This window comes from Streptomyces sp. NPDC086989, assembly GCF_044745505.1.
In the GTDB taxonomy this organism is placed as follows: Bacteria; Actinomycetota; Actinomycetes; order Streptomycetales; family Streptomycetaceae; genus Streptomyces.
In genome coordinates, this window is the sequence record NZ_JBIVAL010000013.1 from 178,227 (window position 1) to 191,711 (window position 13,485).

At 74.7% G+C, this 13,485-nt stretch carries 13 protein-coding genes and 1 pseudogene; 8 read left to right on the plus strand and 6 right to left on the minus strand.

The window, feature by feature from the left end:
- Positions 1–40 precede the first annotated feature (40 nt).
- Positions 41–949, plus strand: coding sequence for a LysR family transcriptional regulator (locus ACIPK4_RS29095; RefSeq protein WP_402317839.1), 909 nt, complete (start codon positions 41–43; stop codon positions 947–949).
- On the opposite strand, the pseudogene ACIPK4_RS29100 reads toward ACIPK4_RS29095, so the two are convergent.
- The 3 genes and pseudogenes from ACIPK4_RS29100 to ACIPK4_RS29110 all read right to left on the minus strand — a co-directional run.
- Positions 914–2,254, minus strand: a pseudogene (locus tag ACIPK4_RS29100) (MFS transporter); the annotation flags it as partial. The gene ACIPK4_RS29095 and the pseudogene ACIPK4_RS29100 overlap by 36 nt on opposite strands.
- Positions 2,251–2,886 carry a TetR/AcrR family transcriptional regulator gene (locus ACIPK4_RS29105; protein ID WP_402317842.1) on the minus strand — a complete coding sequence of 212 codons (636 nt, stop codon included), beginning with the start codon at positions 2,884–2,886 and terminating at the stop codon, positions 2,251–2,253. The gene ACIPK4_RS29105 and the pseudogene ACIPK4_RS29100, both read right to left, overlap by 4 nt.
- 87 nt (positions 2,887–2,973) lie before the next feature.
- Positions 2,974–4,092: a M20 family metallopeptidase gene (locus ACIPK4_RS29110; protein WP_402317844.1), complete on the minus strand. Its 1,119-nt coding sequence runs from the start codon at positions 4,090–4,092 to the stop codon at positions 2,974–2,976.
- Positions 4,093–4,162: 70 nt separating this feature from the next.
- Between ACIPK4_RS29110 and ACIPK4_RS29115 the strand changes: the two genes are divergently transcribed.
- Positions 4,163–4,405: a DUF6158 family protein gene (locus ACIPK4_RS29115; protein WP_402317847.1), complete on the plus strand. Its 243-nt coding sequence runs from the start codon at positions 4,163–4,165 to the stop codon at positions 4,403–4,405.
- A 176-nt stretch (positions 4,406–4,581) separates the two neighbouring features.
- On the opposite strand, the gene ACIPK4_RS29120 is transcribed toward ACIPK4_RS29115, so the two are convergent.
- Positions 4,582–5,916 carry a tetratricopeptide repeat protein gene (locus ACIPK4_RS29120; protein WP_402317850.1) on the minus strand — a complete coding sequence of 445 codons (1,335 nt, stop codon included), beginning with the start codon at positions 5,914–5,916 and terminating at the stop codon, positions 4,582–4,584.
- A gap of 129 nt (positions 5,917–6,045) precedes the next feature.
- Here ACIPK4_RS29120 and ACIPK4_RS29125 point away from each other — a divergent pair, with 129 nt between their 5' ends.
- The gene (locus tag ACIPK4_RS29125; RefSeq protein ID WP_402317853.1) at positions 6,046–7,413 is read left to right on the plus strand and encodes a M64 family metallopeptidase; all 1,368 of its coding nucleotides are present in this window, start codon (positions 6,046–6,048) and stop codon (positions 7,411–7,413) included.
- 59 nt (positions 7,414–7,472) lie between these two features.
- On the opposite strand, the gene ACIPK4_RS29130 is transcribed toward ACIPK4_RS29125, so the two are convergent.
- Both ACIPK4_RS29130 and ACIPK4_RS29135 read right to left on the minus strand, forming a co-directional pair.
- The gene (locus ACIPK4_RS29130) at positions 7,473–8,624 is read right to left on the minus strand and encodes a serine hydrolase domain-containing protein (RefSeq protein ID WP_402317856.1); all 1,152 of its coding nucleotides are present in this window, start codon (positions 8,622–8,624) and stop codon (positions 7,473–7,475) included.
- A gap of 119 nt (positions 8,625–8,743) precedes the next feature.
- Entirely contained in the window at positions 8,744–9,334 is a 591-nt protein-coding gene (locus ACIPK4_RS29135) for an HPP family protein (protein ID WP_402317859.1), read from the minus strand.
- 183 nt (positions 9,335–9,517) lie between these two features.
- Here ACIPK4_RS29135 and ACIPK4_RS29140 point away from each other — a divergent pair, with 183 nt between their 5' ends.
- From ACIPK4_RS29140 to ACIPK4_RS29160, 5 genes are all read left to right on the plus strand, one after another.
- Complete coding sequence (locus tag ACIPK4_RS29140; RefSeq protein ID WP_402317862.1) at positions 9,518–9,823, plus strand: hypothetical protein; 306 nt, start codon at positions 9,518–9,520, stop codon at positions 9,821–9,823.
- 52 nt (positions 9,824–9,875) lie between these two features.
- A complete protein-coding gene (locus tag ACIPK4_RS29145; RefSeq protein ID WP_402317865.1) occupies positions 9,876–10,946 on the plus strand; it encodes a GNAT family N-acetyltransferase in 1,071 nt (356 codons plus the stop codon).
- Between the two features lie 165 nt (positions 10,947–11,111).
- Positions 11,112–12,146: an isopenicillin N synthase family dioxygenase gene (locus tag ACIPK4_RS29150; RefSeq protein WP_402317867.1), complete on the plus strand. Its 1,035-nt coding sequence runs from the start codon at positions 11,112–11,114 to the stop codon at positions 12,144–12,146.
- Positions 12,147–12,470: 324 nt separating this feature from the next.
- The gene (locus ACIPK4_RS29155; RefSeq protein WP_402317870.1) at positions 12,471–12,773 is read left to right on the plus strand and encodes a hypothetical protein; all 303 of its coding nucleotides are present in this window, start codon (positions 12,471–12,473) and stop codon (positions 12,771–12,773) included.
- A gap of 168 nt (positions 12,774–12,941) precedes the next feature.
- Positions 12,942–13,475 (plus strand): GNAT family N-acetyltransferase, encoded by a 534-nt coding sequence (locus ACIPK4_RS29160; RefSeq protein ID WP_402317873.1) that lies wholly within the window; start codon positions 12,942–12,944, stop codon positions 13,473–13,475.
- Positions 13,476–13,485 lie beyond the last annotated feature (10 nt).

Consider the following 13,485-nt stretch of genomic DNA (forward strand, 5'->3'; position numbering starts at 1 on the left):
TCTGATTTCCTATCAACACCCAAGCGGTAGCTTGGACCTCATGACTCTCGACGACCTCCGCGTGTTCGTGGCCGTCTGCCGGGCCGGCAGTCTCAGCGCCGTGGCCCGCGATCTCGGCTGCACCCAGTCGGCCGTCAGCCAGCACGTCCGCCGCCTCGAAAAGCAGACCGGGACCGACCTGCTGGAGCGGCACGCGCGCGGCGTCGTCCCCACCGAGGCGGGTCGCATCCTCCAGGCGGCCGCCGCCGACGGGATCGCCGGACTCGACGGCGCCCTGCGCCGCCTCGACGACCTCGTGCGCGGGGACACCGGATCGGTGCGCATCACCACCGGCGCGACGACGGTGCGGCACTTCATGTCCCAGGCCGTCGTGGCCTTCCGGCGCCGGCACCCCCAGGTCAGCCTGGAGTTCCAGACCGAGAACTCCAGCCGCAGCTGCTTCGACGCCCTCGCGGCCGACGACCTGGACCTCGCCTGGATCACCATCGGCCGGCCGGTGCGGGGCATCGAGCAGCGCCCGGTGATGGAGCTGCCCTGGGTCCTCGCGGTCTGCGCCGACGACCCGCTCGCCGCCCGGGCCCGCATCGAACCGGCCGACCTCGCGGGCATCCGGCACATCCGGCTCCCGGAGAACTCCGCGTCCCGCGCCCATCTCGACGCCGCCTTCGCGCAATCCGGCATCCGGATACGGTCCGACACCAGCGTGGCCGACTGGGACACCGCCCTGCTGCTGGCCGAACTGGGCGTCGGGCACGCCGTGGTGCCCGCCCTGCCCGGCTGGCGGGTTCCCGGTTCAGACGGCCCGCTGCGCCTCGTCCCGGTCCCGGACCTGCCGCCGCTCGCCGTCGGCTGGGCCGTCCGACGCTGGACGGCCCTGTCCCCGCTCGCCCGGGTCTTCGCCGACGACGTCGCCCGCAGCTGCACGGCGCGCGCCGCTCGGCAGCAGTGACGCCGGCACCAGCCCCACGGCGGCCAGTCCGGCCAGCGCGAACAGGGCGGTCGGCGAGGCCCCCGCACCGGCGGCGCCGCCCGCGGCGACGGCGATGCCGAGCGTCGGACCGACGTTCATGGCCGTCTGCTTGAGCCCGCCGACGACCCCGGCGTACCCGGCCGGGGCGTCCCCGACCACGGAGGCGGTGGCCGTCACCATGACCGCGGCGAACCCGGCACCGAGCAGCGCGAACGCCGCCATGACCCCCGGCCCGGACCACCAGGCACCCAGGGCGCCGATGCCGAGCACGACCAGGCCCGCACCGGTGAGCGCGGTCCGGCGCGGCCCGTACCGGCGCAGCGCCACCCCGGCCGCCGGAGCGCCCGCGACCATGCACCCGGTCAGCGGCAGCACCAGCAGCCCGGTGGCGAGCGGGTCGAGGCCCCGTACGTCCTGGAGCAGGAACGTCGCCGTGAACAGCGCCCCGAACATGCCTGCGGAGACGGCCGCCAGCAGCGCGATCGAGGCCGTGACCGGCCGGGACCGTGCCACCGCAGCCGGTACGAGGGGCTGCGCGGCCCGCCGTTCACACCGTACGAGCACCACCGCGAGGGCGCCGGCCCCGCCGAGCCCGAGCAGCGTGGGCGGCGCGGTCCAGCCGTGCGCGGGTACGCCGGCCAGCGCGTGCACGAGTACGGCGAGCGCCGCGACCAGCAGCGCCGCACCGGCTGGTGCGGGCGCCCGTTCCGCTCCGGTCCTCGGCGGCGCGGGCACCCGTACGGCGAGGGCGAGCGCGCCGATCACGAGGGCGACCGGCACGTTCAGCCAGAACACCGAACGCCAGCCCGACTCCGCGACGAGCACACCCCCCAGCAGCGGGCCGGCCGCGGCGGCCACGGCGATGGCACCGGTCCGCACGGCCACCGGGGTGGCCAGCCGGTCGGCCGGATAGGCGAGCCGCAGCAGTGCGAGGGTCGCCGGCTGCAGCAGCGCCCCGAACACGCCCTGGACGGCGCGCAGGCCGATGACCCAGCCGACGCCGGGCGCGAGCGCGATCCCGGCGGAGGCCGCCGCGAAGCCGAGCGCGCCGACGAGGAGCAGCCGGGCGTGCCCGTACCGGTCGCCCAGGCGGCCGGCGAGGACGAGGAACGCGGCCACGGCGAGGAGATAGGCGGTACTGGTCCACTGGACCTGGCCCACGCTCGCCCCGAGGTCGTGGGTCAGGCGGGGCTGCGCCACGCTGAGGACGGTGCCGTCGAGGGCCACGAGCATCGCGCCGCCGGCGCTGACGAGCAGCGCGATCCGCTGCCGGGGGCCGCTCATCCCTGCTCCGGGCCGAGGTGGGCGTCGAGGGCGGCGTCGACGAGGCGTTCGACGCCGGCCGCGTGACCGGGTCCCAGGACCAGGGGCAGGCTGCCCCAGGCCCACAGCTGGGCCACGCCGTGCAGATTGGCCCACAGCGCGGCGGCGACGACCTCGGCGTCGCCGGTGGCCCCGCAGCGGCTGACGAGCCCGACGAGCATGCGGAAGAGCGGGATCGTGGACTCGCGCAACTGCGGTGGCTGTTGTCCGATGGTCTCCGGCCCGCCGGCGCCCTGCCCGGTGCCTGCATGGGCCTCGCTGTCGAGCAGGTCGTGCCGGAACATCAGCTCGAACATGCCCCGGTGTTCGAGCGCGTAGCGGACGTACGCGCAGCCGAGCGCCCGGACTTGGCCGCGGGGCGAGGGGGCGGTCGCGGTCGCGGCCGCGAACCGGCCGCCGAGGTCAGCGAATCCGCGCCGGGCGATCGCCGAGAGCAGCGCGTGGTGGGTGGGGAAGTGGCGGCGGGGCGCGCCGTGCGAGACCCCGGCCCGCCGGGCGATCTCGCGCAGCCCGAGGGCGGCGGTCCCCTCGGTGAGCACGAGTTCGACGCCGACGTCGATGAGCCGTTCCCGCAGAGGGCTGTCCTGTTCCATGGACCGTGTCTACCAGGAGTGAGTAGACACTGTCTACTCGCTGGCCGCCCTCATCCCGTTTCCGCCTTCCGCCTTCTGTCGAAGGGGCTACCGGTTCCCGTCCGTCTGCGCGTGCCGAAGGGCCCGTACGAGCCCGGCCACGAGGTTCGCCCGCTCGGCCATGGCGTCGACCACGACGTACTCGTGGTCGGCGTGGGCGCCGCCCCCGACGGCGCCCAGGCCGTCAAGGGTCGCCACCCCCAGCGCGGCCGTGAAGTTGCCGTCGCTCCCGCCGCCGACCGAGCGGCCTTCGAGGCCGGGGAGCAGCTGCCGGGCCACCGCGAAGAGGCCGGCCGACGCCGACTGCGGCATCGGCGGACGGCCGATGGACCCGTGGACCGAGATCTCCGCCCCGGGCAGGTGCGGGGCGAGCGCCGCGAACGCGGCTTCGATGCGGTCCTTCTCGTCGGCCGTCTCGACCCGGACGTCGACGTGGAGCACCGCCTCGGCCGGAACGACGTTGTCCAGGGTGCCCGCGGACGCGACGGTCGGGGTCACGGTCGTGCCGGCCCCGGGGCGGCTGAGCGCGGCGATGTCCAGTACCTGGTGGGCGGCCTCGATCAGTGCGTTGACCCCGGCTTCGGGTTCGAGGCCCGCGTGCGAGGCCCGGCCCGTGATGGACACCTGGAACGAACCGCAGCCCTTGCGGCCGGTCTTGAGGGCCCCGCCGTCGGCGGCGCCCTCGAAGACCAGCACGGCGCCGCAGGCGAGCGCGCGTTCCTCGATGAGGGCCCGGGAGGAGTGGGATCCCACCTCCTCGTCGGCGGTCACCAGGATCTCGACGCCCGACAGGTCGTCGAGCGCCGCCAGACCGTGGACGGCCTGCACCAGGCCGCCGAGCATGTCGAAGACCCCGGGGCCGGTCGCGTGCCCGTCCACGACCTCGAACGGACGGCGTTCGAGGGTGCCCAGCGGAAACACCGTGTCGTGGTGACCGAGGATCAGCACCATGGGTTCGCCGCCGGCCGACCAGTGGACATGGGGCCCGGCCTCGCTCTCGACGATGGCGGCGTGCCCGCCCAGGCGGCTCTCGATGACGGCGGCGACGGTTTTGGCGGATGCGCTCAGGGCGTCGAGATCCCGCGAGGGCGACTCGATCTCGACGAGGGTCCGGAGGTCTTCGATCATCGCGTCGACGTTCACGTCGACGGCCGTGCGCAGCGTCATGGCGCAAGGGTAGTCGCAGCGCCGAATGGGACGCCGGAGGGGATGATGGAGGGGAGGAGGTGTACGGGCCATGGCGGAGCACGACGGCGGTCCGGCGGCGGGTGAGCTGGAGGAGGGCAAGCTGCTCAAAGAGCTGGAGGCCATCCACCGGACCCGCCACGAGACCCTGCTGTACGGGTCGGACGAGGCGCTGGTCACCCACACGCAGCGGATGAACGAGCTGGAGCACGAGTACGTACGCCGGCACCCGCAGCGCGCCCAGATCGCGGCGCGGACCCGGTCGGGCGCACGCGCCCGGACCGGGGAGGACTGACGGGCCTCATTGCCGGCGCGTTGCCAGGAGGGATGAACCCTTTATCGCCTGAGTGAGGCATTTTTGTCCCATTTGAGGCAAAGGCGGCCTCGGGCGCTCTGGACACCCCGCACGCCCCAGCGGTTCGCCGGGCTCGGCCACCCGGCGTTCGCCCGGCAGCCGCGCCCCGGCCCGCGTCACCGGCGCAGCGGTGACGCGGGCGCCGGACCCAGCGTGGTGGTGCCCGGCGCCGCGCGGTGGCCCAGCCCCGTGCGGTAGGCGTCCAACGCGGCCTCCACCCGGCCCGTGCGGCGCAGCAGATCACCCAGCAGCCGGCACAGATCCGCCAGATCACCGCTGGCCCCGCTGCGCTCCAGCAGGGTCAGCGCCTGCACGTAGTGCTCCTCGGCGGACTCGGTCTCCCCGCGTTCCTCCGCCATCAGACCGAGCAGCCGGTGCGCGCCGCCCGCATGCACCGCGCCATGGCTGTCGCCCAGCTCCAGCAGCCCGGACAGCAGCTCGGCGGCCTCCTCGCAGCGGCCCAGGCGGCGCAGCACATCGGCGAGTTCCACCTCGACCTGGGCCGTGTACAGGGCGGCCCGCCGGGCGGAGAGCATGTCCCGGGCCGTGCGCAACTCCGCCTCGGCCGCCCCGAGATCGCCGTTCTGCGCCTGTACGTAGCCGCGCATCCAGTGGCAGTGCGCCAGGTCGGTCCGCAGCCGCAGCTGCCGGTAGATCGCCTGCGCCTTGGCGAGGGAGGCGTCCGCGTCGGCCGGCCGGCCCGCGGTGAGGAACGTACGCGCGACCTGCCGGTGCATCCCCGCCACGAGCGCCGGATCGGCCACTTGCGGGGCCAGCTCCAAGGCCAGTTCGGCGGCGTGTGCGGCCCGGCCGTGGGCGCCCATGTCGATGTACGGGCCGATCACCGCGGCGTACAGCAGCACCAGCGCCTCGGGGTCGGCCAGCCCGCTCGCGTTCAGCTCGTCGATGGTCGATTCGAGCAGGTAGCAGGCGTAACGCAGCTCCCCGGCGAGCAGGTGGGCGACGGCCCGCCCGCGGATCGGCCGGGCCCGCCGGGGCAGCGGCTCCTCGGCCAGCAGCCGTTCGGCCGCCTCGAAGTGGCCGATGGCCTCCGGCAGTTCCCCCGCCTCCAGGGCGCAGTCGCCCAGGCCCAGCAGCGCCTCCGCCCGCTCGGCGTCGAGGCCGAGCCCCTCCGCTTCCGCCAGGAGCCGGCGGTAGCGGGCGGCGGCCTCGGTGGCGGCGCCGGTGGCCAGCGTCTGCTGGGCGTCGGTGAGGGCCAGCCGCAGCTCGGTGGCCAGATGGGCGGGGCGCCCGGTGGCGAGCTCCTCGTACGAGGTGCCGAGCCGCCCGGCGAGGAAGCGCAGCGCCGTCTCCGAGGGCCGCACCTTGCCCGCCTCCAGCGTCGAGATGTAGGCGGACGTGTACGACGGCTCCGCCAACGCCCGCTGTGTCAGACCGCGTTCGGCGCGCATGCGCGCAACCCTGCGTCCGATCTCGGCCGGTTCGTCCATGTAGACCCCCTGGTTGCTCCAACTCCCCATGGTGCAGGGGCGGCAGGCCATTGCGCACGTCCCGTGCGCCCCCTAGTTTAAGCAACCGATTCAGCACACTTACACCGCCGTTTAACGGGGAGAAACCTCATGGACGCGTCCCTCCGCCCGAAGCTGCGCGCCGCCCTCGCCGCGGTCTGCACGACGGCCCTGCTGCTGGCCGCGGGCCCCCTCGACACGGCGGCGGCGGCGCCGCCGCCGAAACCCTCGACGGCACCCGCCAAGGCCGGGACCGAGGTGGAGATCCCCGGGCCGGAGGACGGCACCACCGCCGGATCCGGCCACACCCGCGTCCCCGCCGCCGGGCGGGCCAGGAAGGCCCCACAGCTGTCCGAGGCCGAACGGGCGGCCGACGGCGAGGTCGCCAAGCAGGTCGACAACGGCCCGACCGCCGACCGCCTCGACATCGTGGTCGTCGGCGACGGATACACCGCCGCCGAGCAGGACCGGTTCCACGCGGACGCCCGGGCCAAGTGGGCCGAGATCACCGCCGTCGAGCCGTACGCCACGTACCGCAACCTCTTCAACGTGTGGACGGTCGACGCCGTCTCCCACGACTCCGGCGTCTCCGGCGACCCCACGCCGGCCACCGTCCGCGACACCGCCCTCGGCTCCTACTTCTGGTGCGAGGACATCGAGCGGCTGCTCTGCATCGACCAGCCGAAGGTGGACGCGTACGTGGCCAAGGCACCGGCGGCGGACCTGGTCCTGGTCCTCGCCAACAGCGCCAAGTACGGCGGCGCCGGCTACAACGAACCCAGCGCCACCCTCGGCTACGAGGGGATATCGACGGCCTCCGCGGGCAACGCGAAGTCCGGACAGGTCGCCATCCACGAGACCGGCCACTCCCTGGGCAAGCTCGCCGACGAGTACTTCTACCCCGGCACCCCTGGCTACGAGAAGTACGAGGGCCCCGAGCCCGCCGACTCCAACACCTCCACGCTGCCCGCCGACCGGATGGCCGCCGAGCACGCCAAGTGGTGGCGCTGGCTCGGCGCACCGTCGCCCGACGGCGGCACGGTCGGCGCGTACGAGGGCGGCGGCTACTACGTCACCGGGCTGAACCGGCCCACCGACGCCTCGATCATGCGGGTGCTCGGCAAGCCCTTCAACCTGCCCGGCGCCGAGGCGATGATCGCCGGGTTCTACCAGCACGCGAAGATCGCCACGCCGCTCACCCCGACCGGCCGCACCCTGCGGCTGCGCAACACGGCGAAGGTCTCCGTACCCCGCCTGGCCGGCGAGGACGGACGGCAGCCGGACGTCCGCTGGTACCTGGACGGCCGGGAGCTGAAGCGCTTCGCCGGGCGGACCGAGGTCGCCGTCGCCGAGCTGTGGCTCTTCGACCTGCGCACGCACAAGCTGTCGGTCACGGCCGAGGACCGTACGCCCTCCGTCCGCGACCCGAAGACCGCCGGCACCCTGAAGAACACCGTCGACTGGAGCGTCCGCCTCTAGGTCGTGTCGTCAAAGTCCCGTCTGGCCGGCGGGTCCCTAGGGCCTGCGATGCGGGGGGCTCATACGCCGGCCGCGTACGCCCAGAACTCGCGCATCAGGGCCGGCGGGGTCGGACCGGCCATCTCCAGCTGGGTGAGCAGGACGGAGGCGGAGCCGGTGGCGGGGGTGATGTGGGCGGCGGTCCCGGTGCCGCCGACCCAGCCGTACCGCCCCGGCACGTTCCACGGATCGCGGGGCGTGACGTCCACAGACCCGCCGAACCCCCAGCCCTGGCCCTCCAGGAACAGCCCGGCGCCGGCCCGCTGGTCCGCGGTCAGCCAGTCGGTGGTCATCATCCGCACCGACCCGGCCGAAAGGAGCCGGCCCCGGTCCCCGTCCAGCGCGCCCTCCGCGAGCAGCATCCGGGCGAACGCGTACAAGTCGTCGGCGGTCCCGACCAGACCGCCGGCGCCGGAGGGGAAGGCCGGGACGCTGCTCCACTGCCCATGGGGCGCGTCGATCAGTTCGGGGCCGCCGTCGCCCGCGCGGTAGAGGCTCGTGAACCGGCCCAGGTCCGCCGCCGGGACGGCGAACCCGGTGTCCGCCATGCCGAGCGGCTCGAAGATCCGTTCGGCCAGGAACTCGGGCAGCGACTGACCCGTGACCCGGGCGATCAGCACGCCCAGGATGTCGGAGCAGGTGTTGTACAGCCAGGCCTCGCCCGGCTGGTGCAGCAGCGGAATGCGCGACAGCGCCTTCATCCAGGCGTCCGGCGCCGCCGTGTGCTGCGGCTGGGGCGGCCCCTGCTTCAGCTCGCTGAACAGCAGGCCGACCGCGGGCAGCGAGAAATCGGACGGGAAGCCGTACCCGGCGCGGAACGTGAGCAGGTCGGACACGGTGATCAGGCGTTCCGCCGGCACCACGTCGTCGACCGGGCTCGCGGGCGTACGGACGACGGGGGGCGAGGCGATCTCCGGCAGCCACGGCGCGACGGCATCGGTCAGGGCCAGCCGGCCCTCCTCGACGAGCATCATGACCGCGGCGGCCGTGACCGGCTTCGTGAGCGAGGCGATACGGAAGATCGAATCACGGACCACCGGGGCCGTGCCCTCGGCGTCGGCCGAGCCGACGGCCTCGACCTCCACCCGGTCGCCGCGGGCCACCAGGCCCACCGCCCCGGGCAGCGGTCCACTGCTCACGTGCCGTTCCAGGATGTCGCGCAGGCCGGTCATCACTCCACCTCTCCCGATGCCTCTCCCGATGAGGGGCCGGCCGGGCCGGCCCCTCGGTAACCAAGACTCCCGCAGCGGCGTGGAATCATCGGGCGGACGCGCGGTGGGCACCGGAGTGCTCACCACCAGTAGGCGGGGTACCTCGGGGCCTTGCGCCGCACGCGCGAGGCGGCGTACCCGGTCAGGACGAGCAGCACCGTCGCGCCGAACAGCAGGGGGACGAACCGGCCCGGAGCCGGGCTCTGGAGCACGACCACCACGGCGGTGGCGCACGCGGCGGAGTGCGGGGTGCGCGCGGCCATCAGCAGCGCCAGCGTGACCCCGGCGGCGACGGCCGCCGCCCAGGCGCTGCCGCCGGCTGCGGCGAGGACGCCGTATCCGACCGCGGCGCCCAGCAGGTGGCCCACGACCACACTGCGCGGCTGCGCCAGGGGCAGGGTGGGGGCGCTGTGGACGAGAGCGGCGCTGGCGGCCAGCGGCGGTATGAGCACCGGCTCGTGGAGCACCGCGCCGATCCCGACGAGCCCCAGCAGGACCGACGTCACGGCGCTGATGCTGTGGAAGGCGGCTGCGGGAGTGGGCCGCGCGGGCGCCCGCCCGGCGGCGAACCGGAACCGGGACGATTCGGCGGCGGGCGACGAGGGGGACGGTGGGGGCGCGGGCGTCGAGGGGGTCGCGGGGGCGGACGGGGGCTGCAAAGCGGTGCTCATGTGCGATTTCCGGGGCAGGACGGCAGGGCGGGTGCGGTCGGGGCGACACGAAGCAGGGTGATCAACCACAGCCTCGGCCTCGCGCCTGTCCCGGGTACGGCCGACGCGGACCGGCCCCGAGCTTATCCGTCAGGTGTGCCGCGGCCGTCCCGGGGGAGGGACAGGGGTACCGGAAGGACGGTCATGACGCAGCATTCCCGACACCTCCAGTCCGCGGAGGACGCAGCGGACGCAGCGGACGCAGCAGACGCAGCAGACGCAGCGGACGCAGCAGACGCCGAGGAGGCATCGGAGACGGAGGAGGCAGGGGCCACCGTGGACGCGGGGTCGGCCGCGGACCACGGCCCTGCGGCCGCACCCCCGCCCGAGGGCGGGGAGCCGGCCTGCCTGCTCCACCTCGTCTGCCCCGACTGCGGACGGCTCGCCGCCGGACCGTCCGCCCGCTCCTGTGCGCACTGCGGCGGCCCGCTCCCGGACGCCGCTCCGTGACCGCCCGAAATCCGGTGGCCCGGGCGCCCGGGGCGGACCTAGGGTTCCGCCCATGACGATCATGGGCTCCGATGCCGTAGGCCGATCCGTTTCCCTCACCGCACGGGCGCTGCGTGACGTGGCGCACCTCGACTGGTCCGTCCCGGCCGCCGACCTGGAGTGGAGCTGTTACGACACCGCCGTCCACGTGGCGGGCGACTTCACCGGCTACGCCGCCCAGCTCACCGGGCGCGCGACCGGCGCGTACGTACCCTTCGACATAAGCGCGGACCCGGGCACCACGCCCTCGGGCCTGATCGACGTCATCGAGGCCACCGGAGGCCTGCTCTCCGCCGCCGTGGCCGTGACCCCTCCCGAGGTCCGGGCCTGGCACCCGTGCGGTATGGCCGGCCCGGACGGATTCGCCGCGATGGGCGTCGTCGAGACGCTGCTGCACACCCACGACATCCTTAACGGCCTCGGCGTCCACGACTGGGAGCCCGACGCGGACCTCTGTGAGCAGGTGCTCGACCGGCTCTTCCCGCACGTCCCGCGCACCGCCGCCCCCTGGCCGGCCCTGCTGTGGGCGACCGGCCGCGCCGGGCTCCCGGGGCTGCCCCGACGCCGGGTCTGGCGCTGGTACAGCGAACCCGTCGCGGCCGGTCGCGTCGTGCTGTGCGAGATCTCGCCGAACGTGGCCGCCGATCTCCATGCGGGCGGCACCGGCGGCTTCGCCTGGGCCGAGGACGGCCCCGGCGAGGGCACGCGGTTCGCCGCCGGGATGGTGGCCACGGCGCGCGACGAGGGTACGTACCGCCCGGGGTGGGGCGCGTACGCCATCGTGCGTACGCGGGACCGGCGCGCGATCGGCGGCATGGGCTTCCACGCCGCCCCCGACGCCGAGGGGCACGCGGAGGTCGGCTACGACCTCGTACCGTCGGCCCGGGGCAACGGCTATGCCACCGATGCGCTGAACGGCCTGACCGCGTGGGCCTTCGGACAGCCCGGGGTGAGCGCGCTGCACGCCTCGGTCGACGAGGACAACGCGCCCTCACACGGCGTGGTCGGCCGGGCGGGCTTCGAGCGCACGGGCTCGACGGAGGACGGCGGGGTCCGCTACACCCTGCCGGCCCCCCGCGCCTGACGGCTTCGCGGGCCCCGCTCGCCGACCCCGCGGACCACACGGCGGACCACGTCCCGGACCCACCGACATGGGTGATGCGGAGCCGGAGCGTCCGCAGGGCCCGGCGGGTGTGCGGGCGATAGCCTCGGAAGCGGAAGCCGACACCGGCTCGGAAGGCAGGCCCCGATGGCGAGTTCCACCGAACCCCAGGCCTCTGCGGGTTCCCCCCTTCCCCCGGGTTCCTCCGACCCCGCTGCCGCCCGTTCCCGGGTTCCCGTGATCGACCTCGGGCCGTGGCGCTCCGGCGACCCCGGCGCGCGCGAGCGGACCGCGGCCCGCGTCGACGAGGCCCTGCAGGCCGCCGGGTTCCTGCTGATCACCGGGCACGGCGTGGACCCCCGGCTGCCCGCCCGGATCCGGGAGGCCGCCAAGGAGTTCTTCCGGCTGCCCGCCGAGGTGAAGCAGCCGTACGCGGTCGCGGTCGGCAGCCGCGGCTGGCTCGGCCCCGGCGCCGAGGCCAACAGCTACGCGGAGGGGGCCGCCTCGCCGCCCGATCTGAAGGAATCCTGGTCGTTCGCGGCGGACGAGCCCACCGGCGACCCGTCCGTGGACGCCGAATGGTTCCTCCCGAACACCTGGCCGGCCGAGGTGCCCGCGCTGCGGCCGCTGGTCGTCGAGTACCTCGCCCGGATGCGGGCCCTGTCCGACGAGCTGCTGGAGCTCCTCGCCACCGCACTCGGAGTGGCCGAGGACCACTTCACCCGCCACACCGGCCACCCCACCTGGGGGTTCAACCTCAACTGGTACCCCGGCACCGAGGTGCTCGGCGAGCCCCTGCCCGGCCAGTTCCGCATCGGGGCGCACACGGACTTCGGCACGGTCACGGTCCTCGACCGCCAGCAGGGCTCCGGAGGGCTCCAGATCCACACCGACGCCGACGGCTGGCAGGACGCACCGTACGACCCGGCCGCGCTCACCGTGAACATCGGCGACCTGATGGCCCGCTGGACGGGGGACCGCTGGCGCGCGGGCCGGCACCGCGTGCTGCCGCCGCCCGTCGACGCTCCGGCCGAGGAACTCGTCTCGCTCGTGTACTTCTACGAATGCGACGCGCACACCCGTGTCGAGTCGCTGCCGGCGCCGGTCGGCCGGGTCGTGCACGAGCCGGTGGACTCCCACGCGTACCTGCGGGCGAAGCTGGACGCGATCACCGTGTCCTGACGTCCGAGGTCCGCCCCGCCGAGGTCCGCCACATCGAGGTCCGCGCCGTCGGCGGCCGCCTCCGCGAACACCCGGACGGTGCTGCCGCAACTACCGTGCCGCAGCGGCAAGTTCGGGGTCGCCAGGCGATCCTGCACCTGGTCGACCGCACCAGGACCGGCCCGGGGGCGGGGTCCGGCCGCGCGAACTGATGGTGGGGGTGCGCCACCCGGCCCGGCACGGCACCGGCCGCCCGGTGCACCCCTGGCTCACCGCCGAGGAGGCCCGCCCGCCGACCACCGACCGTGGACTCGACCCGGCCGTCGCGACCAGGGCCGGAACACGATGGCGGGAAACTCCAGCGGCGGCTCCACCGCGGTCGCCGCCATGGCGGCCGACCCGCGCATCGCGCCGGAACCGACACGGACGGCGGGCTGTTCCCGTCGGCGCCGGCAGCCGGCAACCGGCATCCGCAGCCGGCACCGGCGGCCGTCCGGTGACCCGAACGGGAAGCGGCTCGACGGCCGGCAGCGCTGGATCACCTTCGACGACTCGAACCACTGCACCTTCACCGACCGGCCCGCCGCGAGCGCGCGCCCGGGCTGCCTCCGCCGTCGCCGCTGCCGGGTGCCCGTGGGCCCGACCTGACCCGGCGCCCCGTCGGCGCCTTCTTCGGCCGGCATCCGAAGGGCGTGCCGCAGCAGCTCCCCGACGGTTCCGGCCCCCCCCGGGCTCCCAGGCGCCGGAGGTCCGCTTCCACACCGCCGGGCCCCGACCCGATTACCGCTGGTCGGCGGGGTTCGGCAGGATGGGGGCATGACCGAGATCCGTACCCCCCGCCTCCTCCTCCGCCGCTGGACCGACGACGACCTCGTCCCCCTGTCGGAGATCAACGCCGACCCGGACGTGATGCGCTGGATCGGCGACGGCTCGACCCTCGACCTCGACGGGACCGCCGAGGAGATCGAGCGCTGGGAGGAGGAGTGGGACGACGAGGGCTTCGGCGTCTTCGCCGTCGAGCTGCTGGCGTCGGGCGAGCTGATCGGGGCGGTCGGGCTCAGCGTGGCGCAGTCGCCGCAGGAGGTGCGGGACTTCGTCGCGATCAGCTGGCGGCTCGGCCGCCAGTACTGGGGCCAGGGCTACGCCTCCGAGGCCGCGCAGGCCACCCTCGAGTTCGCCCTCCAGGACCGCGGCCTCGACCGGGTGATCGCGGTCAACCGGTCGGGCCACGAGGAGTCCGAGAACGTGATCCGCAAGCTCGGCATGGTGGCGGACCTGGACACGACGGATCCGGAGCACGGCCACATGCTCCAGGTGCACAGCATCGACCTGACGGAGTACGAGGCCTGACCACGGCGCC

What these genes read in the sequence shown, in the direction of transcription:
- ACIPK4_RS29095 (WP_402317839.1), top strand. Translation starts at nt 41, where the DNA reads ATGACTCTCGACGACCTCCGCGTGTTCGTGGCCGTCTGCCGGGCCGGC.
- ACIPK4_RS29105 (WP_402317842.1), bottom strand. Translation starts at nt 2,886, where the DNA reads ATGGAACAGGACAGCCCTCTGCGGGAACGGCTCATCGACGTCGGCGTC.
- ACIPK4_RS29110 (WP_402317844.1), bottom strand. Translation starts at nt 4,092, where the DNA reads ATGACGCTGCGCACGGCCGTCGACGTGAACGTCGACGCGATGATCGAA.
- ACIPK4_RS29115 (WP_402317847.1), top strand. Translation starts at nt 4,163, where the DNA reads ATGGCGGAGCACGACGGCGGTCCGGCGGCGGGTGAGCTGGAGGAGGGC.
- ACIPK4_RS29120 (WP_402317850.1), bottom strand. Translation starts at nt 5,916, where the DNA reads ATGGACGAACCGGCCGAGATCGGACGCAGGGTTGCGCGCATGCGCGCC.
- ACIPK4_RS29125 (WP_402317853.1), top strand. Translation starts at nt 6,046, where the DNA reads ATGGACGCGTCCCTCCGCCCGAAGCTGCGCGCCGCCCTCGCCGCGGTC.
- ACIPK4_RS29130 (WP_402317856.1), bottom strand. Translation starts at nt 8,624, where the DNA reads ATGACCGGCCTGCGCGACATCCTGGAACGGCACGTGAGCAGTGGACCG.
- ACIPK4_RS29135 (WP_402317859.1), bottom strand. Translation starts at nt 9,334, where the DNA reads ATGAGCACCGCTTTGCAGCCCCCGTCCGCCCCCGCGACCCCCTCGACG.
- ACIPK4_RS29140 (WP_402317862.1), top strand. Translation starts at nt 9,518, where the DNA reads ATGACGCAGCATTCCCGACACCTCCAGTCCGCGGAGGACGCAGCGGAC.
- ACIPK4_RS29145 (WP_402317865.1), top strand. Translation starts at nt 9,876, where the DNA reads ATGACGATCATGGGCTCCGATGCCGTAGGCCGATCCGTTTCCCTCACC.
- ACIPK4_RS29150 (WP_402317867.1), top strand. Translation starts at nt 11,112, where the DNA reads ATGGCGAGTTCCACCGAACCCCAGGCCTCTGCGGGTTCCCCCCTTCCC.
- ACIPK4_RS29155 (WP_402317870.1), top strand. Translation starts at nt 12,471, where the DNA reads ATGGCGGGAAACTCCAGCGGCGGCTCCACCGCGGTCGCCGCCATGGCG.
- ACIPK4_RS29160 (WP_402317873.1), top strand. Translation starts at nt 12,942, where the DNA reads ATGACCGAGATCCGTACCCCCCGCCTCCTCCTCCGCCGCTGGACCGAC.